Annotated in this window: 13 protein-coding genes; 4 read left to right on the top strand and 9 right to left on the bottom strand. The window is 72.3% G+C overall.

The features are described 5' to 3' along the window. Positions 1–101: 101 nt before the first annotated feature. On the bottom strand, positions 102–1,118 hold the full coding sequence (locus ACPPVX_RS17025) for a hypothetical protein (protein WP_426571769.1): 1,017 nt from the start codon (positions 1,116–1,118) through the stop codon (positions 102–104). 172 nt (positions 1,119–1,290) lie between these two features. Between ACPPVX_RS17025 and ACPPVX_RS17020 the strand changes: the two genes are divergently transcribed. After that, on the top strand, positions 1,291–2,130 hold the full coding sequence (locus ACPPVX_RS17020) for a hypothetical protein (RefSeq protein ID WP_426571768.1): 840 nt from the start codon (positions 1,291–1,293) through the stop codon (positions 2,128–2,130). Positions 2,131–2,159: 29 nt separating this feature from the next. Here ACPPVX_RS17020 and ACPPVX_RS17015 read toward each other — a convergent pair whose 3' ends face one another. The 4 genes from ACPPVX_RS17015 to ACPPVX_RS17000 all read right to left on the bottom strand — a co-directional run bounded on the left by ACPPVX_RS17015 (position 2,160) and on the right by ACPPVX_RS17000 (position 7,107). Next, the gene (locus ACPPVX_RS17015; RefSeq protein ID WP_426571767.1) at positions 2,160–3,917 is read right to left on the bottom strand and encodes a TIGR03767 family metallophosphoesterase; all 1,758 of its coding nucleotides are present in this window, start codon (positions 3,915–3,917) and stop codon (positions 2,160–2,162) included. Between the two features lie 82 nt (positions 3,918–3,999). Beyond that, positions 4,000–5,046 carry a tRNA 2-thiouridine(34) synthase MnmA gene (gene mnmA / locus ACPPVX_RS17010; RefSeq protein ID WP_426571766.1) on the bottom strand — a complete coding sequence of 349 codons (1,047 nt, stop codon included), beginning with the start codon at positions 5,044–5,046 and terminating at the stop codon, positions 4,000–4,002. Then, a complete protein-coding gene (locus tag ACPPVX_RS17005; protein ID WP_426571765.1) occupies positions 5,043–6,206 on the bottom strand; it encodes a cysteine desulfurase family protein in 1,164 nt (387 codons plus the stop codon). The genes mnmA and ACPPVX_RS17005 overlap by 4 nt, the downstream gene beginning before the upstream one ends. Before the next feature lie 145 nt (positions 6,207–6,351). Continuing rightward, positions 6,352–7,107: a class I SAM-dependent DNA methyltransferase gene (locus tag ACPPVX_RS17000; protein ID WP_426571764.1), complete on the bottom strand. Its 756-nt coding sequence runs from the start codon at positions 7,105–7,107 to the stop codon at positions 6,352–6,354. 57 nt (positions 7,108–7,164) lie between these two features. On the opposite strand from ACPPVX_RS17000, the gene ACPPVX_RS16995 reads away from it, so the two are divergent. Beyond that, on the top strand, positions 7,165–8,142 hold the full coding sequence (locus ACPPVX_RS16995; RefSeq protein ID WP_426571763.1) for a galactose-1-phosphate uridylyltransferase: 978 nt from the start codon (positions 7,165–7,167) through the stop codon (positions 8,140–8,142). Between the two features lie 12 nt (positions 8,143–8,154). On the opposite strand, the gene ACPPVX_RS16990 is transcribed toward ACPPVX_RS16995, so the two are convergent. Next, a complete protein-coding gene (locus tag ACPPVX_RS16990) occupies positions 8,155–9,270 on the bottom strand; it encodes a metallophosphoesterase (RefSeq protein ID WP_426571762.1) in 1,116 nt (371 codons plus the stop codon). A 70-nt stretch (positions 9,271–9,340) separates the two neighbouring features. On the opposite strand from ACPPVX_RS16990, the gene ACPPVX_RS16985 reads away from it, so the two are divergent. Further along, positions 9,341–9,787, top strand: a complete 447-nt coding sequence (locus tag ACPPVX_RS16985; protein ID WP_426571761.1) for an SRPBCC family protein — start codon at positions 9,341–9,343, stop codon at positions 9,785–9,787. 6 nt (positions 9,788–9,793) lie between these two features. Here the strand turns inward: ACPPVX_RS16985 and ACPPVX_RS16980 are convergent, their stop codons facing one another. The 3 genes from ACPPVX_RS16980 to ACPPVX_RS16970 form a co-directional block, all read right to left on the bottom strand. Beyond that, entirely contained in the window at positions 9,794–10,675 is an 882-nt protein-coding gene (locus ACPPVX_RS16980; RefSeq protein ID WP_426571760.1) for a rhomboid family intramembrane serine protease, read from the bottom strand. 21 nt (positions 10,676–10,696) lie between these two features. After that, positions 10,697–12,373: a maltose alpha-D-glucosyltransferase gene (gene treS / locus ACPPVX_RS16975; RefSeq protein WP_426571759.1), complete on the bottom strand. Its 1,677-nt coding sequence runs from the start codon at positions 12,371–12,373 to the stop codon at positions 10,697–10,699. A gap of 228 nt (positions 12,374–12,601) precedes the next feature. Beyond that, complete coding sequence (locus ACPPVX_RS16970) at positions 12,602–13,183, bottom strand: nitroreductase family protein (protein WP_426571758.1); 582 nt, start codon at positions 13,181–13,183, stop codon at positions 12,602–12,604. A 93-nt stretch (positions 13,184–13,276) separates the two neighbouring features. Between ACPPVX_RS16970 and glgP the strand changes: the two genes are divergently transcribed. Further along, complete coding sequence (gene glgP / locus ACPPVX_RS16965) at positions 13,277–15,811, top strand: alpha-glucan family phosphorylase (protein WP_426571757.1); 2,535 nt, start codon at positions 13,277–13,279, stop codon at positions 15,809–15,811. Positions 15,812–15,857: the final 46 nt, after the last annotated feature.

Raw genomic sequence — 15,857 nt, 5'->3', positions numbered from 1 at the left:
GCCTAGATAACAGGCCTGTAATTCCACCCGCGTCAACGGCCCCCAATGAGTGCTAAACCCGCCGAGGAGCCGCGGCGCGGGGCCGCAACGGGGTCGGTCGGTCAGGCACCCACGCTGAGGCGGATGCCCATGACCTGGTCGTGGATCTTCTCGGCCAGCTCCCTCGTCAGGGTGAAGACGTGGTCGGCCTGGGACTCGGAGTGCATCGCGAGGCCGCACACGGGCGTGACGAGCGCCTGACGGCGCAGCAGGACCGGGTCGCAGCCGTTCTGGACCAGCTCGCACCACTGCGCCGACAGCTGGCGCCAGTAGCGGCTGTTCGACTCGCCCATCGGCCCGTCGGTGGGCACCGCGCCCCACGCCACCCAGCCGCCGCGCTCGAGGTAGGCGCCCAGGGCACCGGCTGAACCGGTGACGTCGGCACCGAGCGGCATCGACAGCAGGCCGGGGCCGGCCTGCATGATGAGGCGCCAGTCGGCGGGACCGCAGACGTGGACGCCGGTCAGGGCGCCCTCTTCGATGGCCGCCAGCGCCCCGGACAGCACGTCGACCACCTGATCGCCCGGGAGCGGCAGATCGGACCGCAGGCCGCCCACCAGGCCCGGCTCATCGAAGACCACGACGCGCGGGACGCCGGGGGCGCGGGCCTCGGCGAGGGCCACCAGGTCTCGGGCCCGGGTGGCGACGGCCCCGCTGGCGACGGCGAACGCGATGTTGGCGGGCGCTCCGGCGTCGAGCAGAGCCAGGCCCGCGGTGATGGGCCCGGTCAGCTGGAGCTTGATGGGATCGGTGCGACCGGCGACGGCGTCGAGGAACTTGCGCCACGTGGTGAAGGGCCGCCCCGACAGCGATCGGTCACCGAGCTCCTGGGTGGGATCGAGGAGGCCGGGGTCGGGGATCGAGAACGAACCGTCGTCGTCGACCACGACGCCCTCGATGCCCCAGAGCGCCTGCGGGATCATCATCTCGAGCGGATCGAGGCGGGGCAGGGTGGGCGCGGCCGGCAGCTCCGCGGTGCGGTCGAGGACGAACGCGATGGCGGCATCGCGGTCTCGGTGCGGGAGGCTCCCGACCGACGTGGGCGCGCCGAGCGGCAGCGTGTCGGGACGACCCGTCACCTCACCAGCTGCGCTCGCAAGACCCACGAAACTGCCTCTCCACTCCCAAGATGCCGGTGACCCGGCCATCTCCCCCTGACACTGGAATAGCGACCGGCGCGGCGCGTCGGCAAATCTCGGACCGATGTCCGCGATCATTCGCCTCCGTCTCTGGCCCCTTCGGGTCCTCTGGGTGCTCCTCGCACTGAGCGCCGGTCCCGTCGCGAGCGACGCGCTCGATGGCCGGTCCACGCCCGTCGTCGCGTCCGTGGCCACCTGGTCGTGGCTCGGCTGGACGGCTGCGCTCGTCGCCATGCTGCTCCCCCGCACCTCGAGCCTCACCGTGGTGCGCGTGCTCGTCCCCGCCGGGTGGATGGCCACGATCGCCGCCGTCGCCGTGGGCGACGACATCACCGCGCTCGACGCGCTCGCGCTCGTGGCGGCCACGGGCGCCCTGGTGTTCGCGCTGGCGCCGTGGGTCACCGACACCTTCGTCGACGGCTCGTCGTACGGCCCCGAGCGGCGCATCGCCCTGCGCACCCCGCTGGTCCTCACGCTGCTCGCCACCATCACCGAGGCGGTCGTGGTGCTGGGGGCGTCGGTGGGGATCCTGCTGCTCGCCTCGCGCCAGTGGGCCGCAGGGGCGGCCGGGGTGCTGCTCGGCGCCGCGGTGGTGTTCCTGGGCGTCCGCTCGATCCACCAGCTGTCGAGGCGGTGGCTCGTCCTCGTCCCCACGGGCATGGTGATCCACGACCCGCTGGTGATGCCCGAGCCTCAGCTGTTCCTCCGCCAGACCATGGCCCGGCTGGGCCCCGCCGAGACCGACGCCGACGAGGCGCTCGTCACCCAGGACCTCACGGCCGGCGCGTCGGGCCTGGTGCTGTCGCTCACCTTGTCCGAGCCGGTCGAGCTGCTCGTGCCCGCCGGCCGCGGGGAGACCACCCTGCACTCGGTCGACCGGGTGCTGTTCAGCCCGGCGCTGCCCACCGAGCTGCTGGCCGAGGGCCGCAAGCGCCGCCTGCCGGTAGCGTGACCCCGCGGCCGGGCTGACCCACCGGTCGGTCAGCGCAGCGGGAACGGCGCCGCCACCACCAGCTCCACGTTGCGGTCCTCGGGACGGCCGAGCAGCGCGATCGGATCGATCCAGCGGTCGTCGTTGGCGGCCAGCTCGCGGCTGATCGACGCCAGCTCGGCGACCGTCCAGCGGTCGTCGGTGCGGTGGTCGGTGGCGGGGGCTCCGGCGTGGTCGAGCACCGTCACCAGGATCGACACGGTCCCGTCGCCGTTGTCGAGCAGCTCGAACGTGCGGCCCTGCTGGCTGAAGTCGATGGCGCTGGCGGTGTCGATCTCCCAGCAGCCGGCACCTCGGCCGAACCCGCGGTGCACCAGGATCTTGTGCTCGTGGCTGTGGCCGTTGATCCACACCACCACGTTGGGGTAGCGCGTGAGCAGCGCCACCAGGTCGGGCCCCGAGGTGCGGGGACCGGGATCGGCCGGATCGTCGTGGCCGTTGTCCATGGTCCACGAGTTGTGGTGGCTGAGGATGACCACGAGGCGGTCGGCCCCGTCGCCCTGCACCCACCGACCCTGCGGATCGCGCCAGCGCCGGTGGTGGCGCTGCAGCTCCAGCTCCAGCCACTGGGTCTGGCGGGGCCCGAGCGAACCGCCCGACCCCTGGGCGTGGTTGCACGTGTCGAGACCGAGGACCTGGACCTGGTCGCCCTCGGGCCGCGACCACCAGGAGGTGCCCTCCTCGAGGTTGGCGGCGGTGAACCCGTGATCGCCGGCATCGACCACCTTCCGGAGGAAGTCGTCGAGCGGGACCGACCGGCGGGCCTCGGGATCGGCGGCGACGCGCTGGATGCCGGGGCCGCGCCTCAGGCGCTCCCAGCGCGCCCGTCCGCCGCCGAGCAGCCGGGTGTGGAGGCTCGTCCGGATGAGCCCGATCGTGCCGCGCGGCTTGGCCGAGGCGGAGGCGAGGAGGTCGCCGACCTTGGCGACGTCCGAGCCGAACGTGCCCTGGTAGAGCACGTCGTGGTTGCCGAACACGGCGAGCCACGGCACGGTGAGGCCGGTCGGCTGGAAGGGCGCCACCGCCGCATCGAGGAAGCCGGGCAGCGCCGGGAAGCCGGCGTCGCCGTAGATGTCGTGGCTCGGGTCGTCGGGGTGCCAGACGCCGCGCCACCCCGAGCGCTGGACCCCTTCGTAGCGGCCGGGGGCACCGGTGTTCGGCGTGACCTCGTGGCCTTCGAGCACGCCCAGCCACCACGCCACCTCGGCCTCGGTGCGGTTGTCGGTGTTGTCGCCGGTCTGGGCGCACCAGGCCATCGGCGCGCCCGTCACGGGGCTGGCGGCGACCGCGTTGGTGGCCACCACCAGCTGATCGAGCACGTGGGTGGTGCACAGCTCCTGGGGCCGGTGGCCACCGTCGGCGCCCGGGTTGAACCAGCCGAAGGTCTCGCCCCCTTCGAGGCGCGCCGGCGACTGGGCATCGCAGACGTGGGTGTCGGTGTGGTGGCCGATGTAGAGGAGCGAGCGGCGGGTGGCCGCCCGATCGTCCGCTGGGGCGACGCCGAGGTCGGTGCACAGGAGGTGCGGTTCGCCCGGAGCCCAGGCGAGACGCCGGTACCGGCCGGAGCCCACCGGGCGGATGGTGGCGTCGAGCGTGGTGAGGGGCCGCTCGGCCCCGAGGTCGCGGCTGCCCTCCGGCGCCGACACCGGCAGGGTCCAGTCGTTGCGACCCGCCGCCCGGCCCTGGCGCAGCCACCGGCGGATCCGCCGGACCATGTGGCCGACCGAGTTGTCCTGGTGGTTGGGCATCGACGCTCATGGTGGCACGGCCACCGCGAACGGACGGTGAACATCGCCGACGCCGGCCCGACCTGCGGGCGAACATCCGAGATCAGGTGGCGATGGCCCCGCCGACCACCTCGTCGCCGTCGAACGCCACCACGCTCTGCCCCGGTGCCACCCGCCGCTGCGGCTCGGCCCACCGCACCACGGCCGCACCAGCGGCGGCGTCGAGCACGTGCACCGCCCCCGGCGCCGGGGTGCCGTGGGCGCTGACCTGCAGCAGGACGGGACCGTCCACGGGAGCGGCCGACCACCGCAAGCCCGTGACCCGCTGCTCGTCGACCAGGAGGTCGCGCTTCGAGCCCACGGTGACGGTGGCCGTGGCCAGGTCGACATCGATCGCGTACCGAGGCGCGCCCCCGCCCGCCAGGCCCAGGCCCTTGCGCTGGCCGAGCGTGACCAGCTGGACCGAGTCGACCGAGCCCACCTCGGTGCCCGACCCGTCGACCACGCGGCCGGGCGTGAGCGGGATCAACCGGTCGAGGAAGGCGCTGCGGCCGCTCGTCTTGGTGATGAAGCAGACGTCCTGGCTGTCGGGCTTCGATGCCGTGCGCAGGCCGAGCTGGGCCGCCAGCGCCCGCACGTCGTCCTTCTGCATGGCACCCAGGGGCAGGAGGGTGCGGGCCAGCTGCTCCTGGCCCAGCATGTGCAGCACGTAGCTCTGGTCCTTGGCCGCGTCGGCGCCGCGGGCGATGCGCCGGGTGCCATCGGGCCGGGTGACGATGCGGGCGTGGTGTCCGGTGGCGACGGCGTCGAAGCCGAGGGCGCGGGCCCGCTCGTCGACCGCCGCGAACTTGATGTGGCGGTTGCACTCGATGCACGGGTTGGGCGTGCGGCCGGCCTGGTGGTCCGAGGCGTACGGGCCGACCACGTGCTCGGTGAACGCGTCGCCGAAGTTGAAGACGTGGTGGTCGAGGCCCAGCGCGTCGGCGACGCGCCGGGCGTCGTCGACGTCGCTGACCGAGCAGCACCCCGAGTCGCTCTCGCCACCCCAGAGCTTGAGGGTGACGCCGACGACATCGTGACCCTGGTCGCGCAGCAGCGCGGCGGCCACCGACGAGTCGACCCCGCCCGACATCATCACGAGGACCTTCACGACACGGGCTCCCGCTCCGAGCGCAGCTGGGCGAGCGCCGCGGGGAACGCGGCGAGGACCAGGTCGATCTCGTCGTCGGTGGTGCTCCAACCGAGCGACAGCCGCACCGATCCGTGGGCCCAGTCGGGCGCCACGCCCATCGCCGCCACGACGTGCGACGGCTCCAGCGCGCCGGACGCGCACGACGATCCGGCCGACGCGGCCACGCCGGCCTGGTCGAGGAGGAACAGCACCGCCTCGCTGTCGACGCCCTGGCACGACAGGTGGGCGATGTTCGCGACCCGGTCGACCACCGTGCCCGGCACGGTCTCGCGCACGTCCGTGAGGCCGTCGGTCAACCCGGCCACGAGGCGGTCGCGCTGCTCCGCGACACGTGCGGCGACAGTGGCCCGGTCGCGGGCACTGACCGCGAGCGCGACACCGAGGCCGACCGCGCCGGGGAGGTTGGGCGTGCCGCTGCGGCGCTCGCGCTCCTGGCCGCCGCCGAGCAGGATCGGGGCCAGTGCGACACCGGCCCGGACGCCCAGCACGCCGACGCCCTTGGGCCCGCCGACCTTGTGGCCGCTGATGGTGATCAGGTCGGCCCGAGCCGCCGCGGTGCGCACGTCGACCCACGCCGCCGCGGCCACGGCATCGGTGTGCAGCCACAGGCCGTCGGGGTGCGCCGGCCGGGCCGCGGCCACCACGTCGGCCACGGCATCGAGGTCGTTGAGGGCGCCGACCTCGTTGTTGGCGAGCATGACCGACACCACCGAGATCGATCGGTCGGCGGCCAGCTCGGAGGCCAGGTGCTCCAGGTCCACGCGGCCGAACGGGTCGACGGCGATGGTCCCACCTCCGAGGGCGTGGACGACGTCGAGCACGGCGTGGTGCTCGGCCGCGGAGCAGACCGGCGCGCCGCCCGTGGCGGCCACCACCCCCGCCACGGCGAGGTTGTCGGCCTCGGTGCCTCCCGACGTGAACACCACCTCGCCGGGGTGCAGGCCCAGCAGGTCGGCGATCCCGTCGCGCGCGTCGTCGAGGGCGCGGCGGGCAGCTCGCGCCCAGCCGTGCTGCCCGGAGGGGTTGCCGGGCGTGTGCTCGAGCACCTCGACCACGGCCGCGACGGCCTCGGGCCGCATCGGCGTGGACGCCGCGTGGTCGAGGTAGGCAGAAGGCACCCCGCAAGGCTACGACCCCTCCCCACCCCCACCACTGCCCGGCCCCTGTGCCTGACCCGATCCCGTCCCCATCCCTCCCCGTCGAACTTCGCAGGGATGCGGCCGCGTGGTGCCAGGACGCGTGGCGCCCTGGCCCCTACGACGTTCAGGTGGGGGGTGCGGTGTAGCGGCTGACGTGCGACGGGGAGTCGGGGCCGAAGGGGGTGCGCTCCCAGTCGGCCCACCGGTCGGCCAGCACCAGGCCTGCGGCGGCCGCCATGTCGTCGAGCTGCTCGGGCGTCGACCAGCGGATGTGCCACGGGCGGAGCGTGATGCCCGCCTCGGTGATGTCGACGTACTGGCCCAGCGCCTCCTGGCGTCCCGGATCGGTCTGGCTCACGCTCAGGACCACCCGGTCGGCGGTGATGGTGCGGGGCGCCACCGCCTCCTGGGCCCGGCCGGGCACGGGCACGAACGCCTCCACGACGAACGAGCCGCCGGGGAGCAGCCGCGCCGCGGCGTCGGCGATGCAGCGCTGCTGGTCGGCCGGGTCGACCAGGTTGAAGAGCGTGTTGTAGGCCACGAACACCACCGCGAACGCCCGGTCGCCGAGCGGCGGCGCGGCCATGTCGCCCAGCACCGCCTCGACGGCCCCGCCCCCGTCCTTCGCAGCCAGCTCGGCGAGCATCGCCTCCGACGCGTCGACGCCCACGACCTGCACGCCCATGGCGCTCAGGGGCAGCGCCAGCCGCCCGGTCCCGACGCCGAGCTCGAGCACCGGACCCCCACCCGCGTGCCCCTCGAGATCGGCCAGCTCGGCGAGGAGCGCCGCACACGTGGGCGCATCGGTGATCCCCTGGTACCAGTCGTCGTAGACCGCGGCGAAGCGATCGCCGTAGGTGGCGTGGTCGTACCCGTCCATCGCGTCAGTGTTCCACCCCGGCGACGTTGGCCCTGCGGGCCAGGCCAGGTGCCTACGATGCGGGCAGTGAACCAACTTCGGCTCAACCCGCTCACCGGCCGCTGGGTCACCGTGTCCACGGGCCGGGCCTCGCGCCCCGGTGAGTTCGCCGTCGACCAGAGCCACCCCAAGGGCGATCCGGCATCGGGCTGCCCGTTCTGCCCCGGCCACGAGGAGGAGCTCCCTCCGGCCCTCGAGACCTACGGCACCAGCGGGGCGTGGTCGCTGCGCGTCGTGCCCAACAAGTACCCGGCGTTCGACGGCACCGGGGAGATGAAGGTGGAGCGCCTCGGCCCCCTGTTCGCGAAGGCTCCCGCCACCGGCATCCACGAGGTGCTCGTGCTCACGCCCGAGCACGAGCACAGCTGGGCCGACCTCGACGACCGCCACACCGGCTTGGTGATGTCGGCGCTTCGCGACCGCCTCGAGGACCACGCCGCCGCGGCCGGCATCCGCTACAGCCAGGCCATCGTCAACCACGGCAAGGCGGCCGGGGCCAGCCTGCGGCACCCGCACGGCCAGCTCCTCGGCATCCCGTTCGTCCCTGGCGAGATCCTCGAGGAGCTCTCCGGGTTCCGCCGGTTCGATGGCGGCTGCCTGCTCTGCGCCACCATCGAGGCCGAGGGTGATGCCGGCCACCGCGTGGTCTCCCTCGACGACGACGTCGCCGTGATCGCCCCGTGGTGGAGCGGCGCCCCGTTCGAGCTGCTGGTGCTGCCCATCGACCACAAGCGGCACCTCCACCAATCGACGCCGCAATCGCTGGTGGCCGTCGGGGTGGCGGTCCGCGATGCCCTGGCCCGCCTCCGCACCCTGTTGGGCGACGTCTCCTACAACATCGTCTTCCACACGCTGCCGCACCGCTCGAACGACCCGTTCCACTGGCACGCCCACATCACGCCGCGGGTCCACAGCATCGGCGGCTTCGAGCAGGGCACGGGCGTCCCCATCAACATCGTCGCCCCCGAGGACGCCGCCGCCTTCCTGGCCGGCTGATCCCTCCGGCGCTCAGCGCAGGACCACGAGGCCGATCGCCGGCCGGGTGAAGATCCGGACCTGCGGGGCGTCGAGGCGGGCCAGCCCCACGCCGGAGCTCACGAAGATCGCGTTGCCCTGCACCTCGTGCAGACCGCCGCGGGCCACGGACCGCGACACGGTCGAGGCCGTGACGAGCGGACCGTACAGCGGCACGACCACCTGACCGCCGTGGGTGTGGCCCGAGATGGTGAGGTCGACGCCCGACGATGGGGGGAGCAGCTTCACGACATCCGGACGGTGGGACAACAGGAGGCGGACATCGCTCGGGTCGCTCGCGATCAGCGCGCGGCGCATGGCGACGGCGGGCGGCGGCGCCCAGAGGAGGGGGTTGCCCCCGATCCGGACCGTCCGGTCCCCCACCCGGAACGTCTCCACCACGTCATCGAGGATCTGGATGTCGGTGCCGGCGACGATGCGATCGAGGCGGTGTCCCGTGTCGACGTCGCCTCGGACCGCGTACACCCCGCCCGGCGCGTGCAGGCGGCCGAGGAGGGCGCGGAGGGCGCCGAGCTGCGCCTCGAACTGGCGGTCGCTGCCCTGGAACACGTCGCCGGGGATGACGATCACGTCGGGCGCCAGCGCGAGCAGGCGCGTCACCGCCCGCTGCTCGTAGGCCGTCACCCGCGTCGTCTGCAGGTCGGCCACCACCCCGATGCGGATCGGGTCGGAACCGGCCCGCTCCGGCGGCAGGGCCACCTCGGCCCGCTCGACCCGGAGGCGGTGCGGGGCCACATGGGTCCCGTACCAGGTGACCGGAGCGGGGATGAGGAGGGCGATGGCCACCACCCAGACCGGCCAGGTGGCCCCGCGGCGGATGGACGCCACGATGACCGCGACGCCGGCAGCAGGCACGGCGATCCCCATCACGAGGTACGCCACGTGCATCGCGGAGAACGTCGTCGAGGAACGGGCCAGGCCCCCTGCGGCGACCACCGAGACCATCCCCGCCACCACCAGCACCGCCCCCGGCACCAGCAGCGAGCGAAGGCGCAAGCGCCCGGTCGTCCGACGTGCGACCACCACGACGGCCGCCACCACGAGCAGGGCCACCACGAGGGCCGTGATCGTGAAGCCCCTCGTGTCCATGCGCCGCAGCCTTCCAGATCGCGGTGCAGCCAACGGTTCGGCCGGGGTCGGCGCTCCCTAGGCTGCTCCGATGGCTCGAGTCCGGGTTTCCACCATCATCGACGCGGCCCCGGCGGTGGTGTGGGACGAGGTCCGCCACATCGATCGCCACGTCGACTGGATGGCCGATGCCGACAGCATCCGGTTCACGTCGCGGCGCCGCTCCGGTGTGGGCACCACGTTCGACTGCCGCACCAAGGTCGGCCCCATCCGCCTCACCGACCGCATGGAGATCACCGACTGGCGAGACGGCAAGCTCATCGGCGTCGTCCACGTGGGCCTCGTCACCGGGTCGGGCCGCTTCACCGTCACCAGGGCCCGGGGCGGGCGCAGCCGCTTCACGTGGGACGAGCGCCTGAAGTTCCCCTGGTGGCTGGGCGGGCCGGTCGGCGGCGTCGTCGGAGGCCGCATCATGCGCCGCATCTGGAAGCGCAACCTGCGCGTCCTCAAGGCCCTCGTGGAGAGCGGCCGCGGCTAGCCGGCGTCAGCCCGGCTGGTAGCCGTTGGCGAACACCACCGCGCCCACCACGAGGGCCACCATCACCGCGCCGGACATCACGTAGGCGCCACGGGTGCCGACGCCGGGCCGGCGGGCGAGGTCGAAGAACAGCCAGCCCGCCAGCGCCCCGCCGGCCAGCCCGCCGAGGTGGGCGCCCTTCGAGATCGACGGGATGGCGAACGTGATGATGATGTTGAGGATCAGCACGTTGAGCAGCGGCGACGACCGCAGCGGGATCCCCCGCTCGCGGTACGCCAGGAACAGGGCCCCCATGAGCCCGAAGATCGCGCCGGAAGCGCCGGCGGACAGGGCGTCGGGCGTGACGATCAGCGAGCCGAACGAGCCCGCGAGGAGCGACACCGCGTAGATGATGCCGAAGCGCAGGCGGCCGGCGTACTGCTCGAGCGCGGTGCCGAGGATCCACAGCGACCACATGTTGACCGCGATGTGGATGATCCCGAAGTGGACGAAGCCCGACGTGACCAGCCGGTACCACTCGCCGTTGCCGACCCCGATCTGCTGGATGCCCTGGTTCGAGTTCGTGTACGCCTTGGCGATCGATGCGAAGTCGATGTGGAACTGGGTGATCGACCCGCTGAGGTAGTCGGCGTTCCTCACCGCGATGGCACCGAGCACGAACACCAGCACGTTGAGCCCCATCAGCACCTGGGTGACGATCGGGCGATCCCGCAGGGCGGCGGCGCCTTGGTACACCTTCTGGGCGCCCTGCTTGGTGCACTCGGGGCAGTGGAAGCCCACCGAGGCCTGGTGCATGCACTGCGGGCAGATCGGACGATCGCAGCGCTGGCAGATCACCCCGGCCTGTTGGTCGGGGTGTCGGTAGCAGGTCTGGAAGCCGGTCTCCACGGGGCCGACGGTAGCGGCCCGCTACCTCAGGTCATCATCGGGCTCGTCGACCAACGAGAACCAGTAGAAGCCGTACGGCGGCAGGGTGACGAAGTACGGCAGCTCGCCGATCGACGGGAACTCCACGCGTCCGAACAGCTCGATGGGCTGCTTGCCCGCCAGCATCGACAGGTCGATCTCGACGGGCTGCGCCACCTTCGACAGGTTGTTGACGCACAGGACGATGTCGTCGGCGCTGTCGTCGCGGGCCTGCTGGCGCAGGAACACCAGCACGGCCTCGTTGGCCACGTCGAGCGCCTCGAACGACCCGGTGCCGAACACCGGGTGCTGCTTGCGGGCCTGGACCATCCGCTGGACCCAGTGCAGGAACGACCCGGGGTTGCGCAGCTGCGACTCCACGTTGACCGCGGCGTACCCGTACACCGGGTCCATCAGCGCGGGGAGGTAGAGCTGGGCGAAGTCGGCGGTGGAGAAGCCGCCGTTGCGGTCGGGGGTCCACTGCATGGGCGTGCGCACGCCGTCGCGGTCGCCCAGGTAGATGTTGTCGCCCATCCCGATCTCGTCGCCGTAGTACATGACCGGGCTGCCGGGCAGGCTGAAGAGCAGGCCGTGGAAGAGCTCGGCGATGCGGCGGTCGTTCTCGAGCAGCGGGAGGAGGCGCCGGGAGATGCCGACGTTGCGCTTCATGCGCGGGTCCTTGGCGTACTCGGCGTACATGTAGTCGCGCTCTTCGTCGGTGACCATCTCGAGGGTCAGCTCGTCGTGGTTGCGCAGGAAGATGCCCCACTGGCCTCCCCCCGGGATCTCGGGGGTCTGGGCCATGATCTCGCGGATGGGCCGCGAGCTCTCCTGGCGGGCGGCCATGAACATGCGCGGCATCAGCGGGAAGTTGAAGCACATGTGGCACTCGGGCCCGTCGGCGTCGCCGAAGTAGTCGACGACGTCGGCGGGCCACTGGTTGGCCTCGGCCAGCAGCACGCGGCCGGGGAACTCGTCCTCGACCACCTGGCGCACGCGGCGCAGGTACTCGTGGGTCTCGGGGAGGTTCTCGCCGTTGGTGCCGTCGCGCTCGAACAGGTACGGCACCGCGTCGAGGCGGAAGCCGTCGAGGCCCAGGCCCAGCCAGTGCCGGACCACGTCGAGCATGGCGTCGGCCACCTCGGGGTTGTCGTAGTTGAGGTCGGGCTGGTGGTGGAAGAAGCGGTGCCAGTAGTACTGCTCGCGGCCCGGCTCCCACGTCCAGTTCGACGGCTCGGTGTCGACGAAGATCACCCGGGCCTCGGACCAGCGGTCGTTGTCGTCGTTCCAGACGTACCAGTCGGCCTTGGGGTTGTCCTTCGACGACCGCGACTCCTGGAACCACGGGTGCTGGTCGCTTGTGTGGTTCATCACCATGTCGGCGATGACCCGGATGCCCCGGCGGTGGGCCTCGTCGATGAGCTCGGCGGCATCGCCCACGGTGCCGTAGTCGGGGTGGACGGTGAAGAAGTCGGAGATGTCGTAGCCGCCGTCCTTGAGCGGCGACGAGTAGAAGGGCAGCAGCCAGAGGCAGTCGACGCCGAGCCACTCGAGGTAGTCGAGCTTCTCGGTGATCCCGCGCAGGTCCCCGGTGCCGTCTCCGTTGGAGTCACGGAACCCGCGGACCAGGACCTCGTAGAAGATGGCCCGCTGGTACCAGCCGGGATCGTCGCTGTTCATCGTGGGGATCGTAACGACGAGCGCAAGGCCCACCGGCCGGAGGGCCAGGTGGCGGGCCGTGCGGGCGCGACCATCGGGAGAGCCGACTTGCGCCTGCCCTCCCTCAGGTCCCGCCTCAGGACGCCGCCTCGTCCGAGGAACTGGGCGAAACCCTGCCATGTCCTGACAGATTCGTCATCTAATGTGTCGAACGTCACATGACGGCGGTCCACGGGGCCGGCAGACCGGTCAGGACAGCCAGGTGACCTCGGCAGGCGGTCGGTGGGGCGGCGGCGCGCTCCCCGTGGGCCAGCCCAGGTACACCAGCGCCACCAGGTCGTGGTCGCCATCGACGCCTGCGAAGTGGCGCGTGGGCTCGTCGAGCACATCGGGGATGGTGGCCCAGTAGTTGCCGAGCCCGAACGACGTGGCCGCCAGCAGCAGGTTCTGCACGGCCGCCGCCACCGCATCGCGATCCTCACGCGCCCGCACGGGCTGCGGGTCGACGGCGACCCAGACCAGCACCACCGCCGCGCTCCGCGCGTACTTGGTGGGGAGCTTCGCCACCTTCTCCGGCGGGACCCCCTCGCGCTCGGCCACGGAGGCGAGCGCCTCGCCGAAGCGGTAGCGGGCATCGCCGGTGATCACCGTGAAGCGCCACGGCCACGTGCGCTTGTGGTTGGGGGCCCAGGTGGCCAGCTCGATCAGGAGCGACAGGAGCTCGGCGGGCACCTCGTCGTCGGGGTCGATCAGCAGGCTCGTGCGCCGGGTGCGGATCACCTCGTCGACGGCCGTCGGGACATCGAGGATCGGTAGCTCGGCGTCGGTCATCCCACGAGTGTGCCGCGCGATGCCGATGACGGGCGCGTGAACATGTCCCGGCACCAGGTGCCGCACCGGAGATCGCTGGCTACGGTCGAGCGCATGCGAGCGCTGCGGAGCTTCACCGTCCGACCCCACCTCCCCGAGGCGCTGGCGCCCCTCCAGGAGCTGGCGATGAACCTGCGGTGGGCGTGGGACGACCGCACCCGCGACCTGTTCCGCTGGGTCGACCCCGACGCCTGGGACGCCACCCGCCACGACCCGATCAGCACCCTCGCCACCACCTCACCCGAGCGCCTCGCCGAGCTGGCCGCCGACCCGGCGTTCCTGCGCTACCAGGCTTCGGTCCACGAAGACCTCACCCGCTACCTCGAGGAGCCGCGCTGGTTCCAGAACCGGACCAGCGCGCTGCGCCAGGTGGCCTACTTCTCCCCCGAGTTCGGCATCGCCGAGGCCCTCCCCCAGTACTCCGGCGGCCTCGGCATCCTGGCCGGCGACCACCTCAAGTCGGCCAGCGACCTGGGCGTGCCGCTCGTGGGCGTGGGCCTCTTCTACCGCCACGGCTACTTCCGCCAGGGGCTCGACAGCGAGGGCTGGCAGCAGGAGCGCTTCCCCGACCAGGACCCGTTCGCCATGCCGCTGACGCTCTGCGAGGGCGTGCGGATCCAGGTCGAGCTGGCGGGCGCACCGCTCCAGGCCCAGGTGTGGCGGGCCGATGTCGGACGCATCCCGCTATACCTGCTCGACACCGACGTCGACGAGAACCCCGACGAGCTGCGCGGGGTCACCGACCGCCTGTACGGGGGAGACGTCGAGCACCGCCTGCGTCAGGAGATCCTGCTCGGCATCGGCGGCGTCCGGGCGCTCGAGGCCCTCGGGGTCGACGCCCAGGTGTTCCACACCAACGAGGGCCACGCCGGGTTCCTCGGGCTCGAGCGGATGCGCCGCGCGATCGTCGAGCACGGGCTCACGTTCGACGAGTCGGTCGAGGCCACGCGCGCCGCGTCGATCTTCACCACCCACACCCCGGTGCCCGCCGGGATCGACCGCTTCCCGCGGGCCCTGATCGAGCAGTACTTCGGCAGCTGGGCGGCCGAGTGCGGCATCGACATCGACCAGCTGATGTCGCTCGGCCACCGCCCGAGCGAGGAGGCCGCCGCCCCCGACGACGAGCGCTTCAACATGGCCGTCATGGGCCTGCGCCTCGCCGGCCGGTCCAACGCCGTCGCCAAGCTGCACGGTGCCGTCAGCCGGGAGATGTTCAACGAGCTGTGGCCCGACCTCGACGCCGACGAGGTGCCGATCACCTCGGTGACCAACGGCGTCCACAGCGGCACCTGGGTCTCCGCCGACATGAGCGACCTGCTGGCCCGCCACGTCCTGCCCGAGTGGGACGAGGCCAGTCCCGAGAGCTGGGAACGGGTGTGGCTCACCCCCGACGACGAGCTGTGGCGGGTCAAGGAGCAGGCCCGCGCCCGCCTCGTGGCGTTCGTCCGCCTCCGGGTCAAGCTGCGGGCCATCGAATCCGGCATCTCCGAGTCGGAGGCGCAGTGGGCCGACGACCTGCTCGACCCGCACGCGCTCACCATCGGCTTCGCCCGCCGCTTCGCCACCTACAAGCGGGCCAACCTGCTCCTGGCCCAGGCCGAGCGGCTCCAGGACCTGCTCCTCAGCCCCGATCAGCCGGTCCAGTTCATCTTCGCCGGCAAGGCCCACCCCGCCGACGACGAGGGGAAGAAGATGATCAGCCAGATCGTCAACTTCGCCAAGGAGCTCGGCGTCCGGCACCGCTTCATCTTCTTGGACGACTACGACATCTCCGTCGCCCGCACCCTCTACCAAGGGGCCGACATCTGGCTGAACACCCCGCGGCGTCCGCAGGAGGCCTGCGGCACCAGCGGCATGAAGGCGGCGCTCAACGGCACCCTCAACTGCTCGATCCTCGACGGCTGGTGGGACGAGATGTTCGACGGCGACAACGGCTGGGCCATCACGTCGGCCGAGGATCTCGACGACCTGGGCGCCCGCGACCAGATCGAGGCCGACAGCCTCTTCGACCTCCTCGAGCACCAGATCGTCCCGCTCTTCCACGACCGGCCCGGCGGCGCCGCCGGCGACGGCTGGCTCCGCCGGGTGAAGTCCAACCTGGTGTCGCTCGGGCCGGCCGTCGTGGCCTCCCGCATGGTGCGCGACTACACCACCGAGCTCTACGAGCCCACGGCGGCCGCTGCCGACTCGCTGCGCGGCGACGAGTTCGCCCGGGCCAAGGAGCTCGCCAGGTGGAAGGAGCGGGTGCGAGCTGCGTGGGGCGGGGTCAAGGTCACCGAGGTCGACGCCAGCGACGAGCCCGCGGAGCTGGGTGCCGAGCGCACCATCTCGGTCACGTTGGAGCTGGGCTCGTTGTCACCCACCGATGTGGCGGTGCAGCTGATCCACGGCCGCGTCGGCCAGCACGACGAGCTGGTCGACACCGCCACCACCGACCTGGCGTGCGCCGACCCGTCCGCGCACCCGGCCACGTACTCGGGCACGGTCACCTGCACCACGCCCGGCCGCTACGGCTTCACCGTGCGCGCCATCCCCACCCACGCCGACCTCCCCACCCCGGTCGACCTCGGCCTCACCACCCTCGCCTGACCGCCCCCACCCGGGAACCTGGCACGGATCACGGACGGGACGGGTC

Origin of the sequence: Aquihabitans sp. McL0605, from assembly GCF_049993875.1 — a bacterium.
GTDB lineage: Bacteria > Actinomycetota > Acidimicrobiia > Acidimicrobiales > Iamiaceae > Aquihabitans.
Note: the sequence above shows the minus strand (reverse complement) of the source record. Positions and strands in the feature narration are given on the sequence as shown.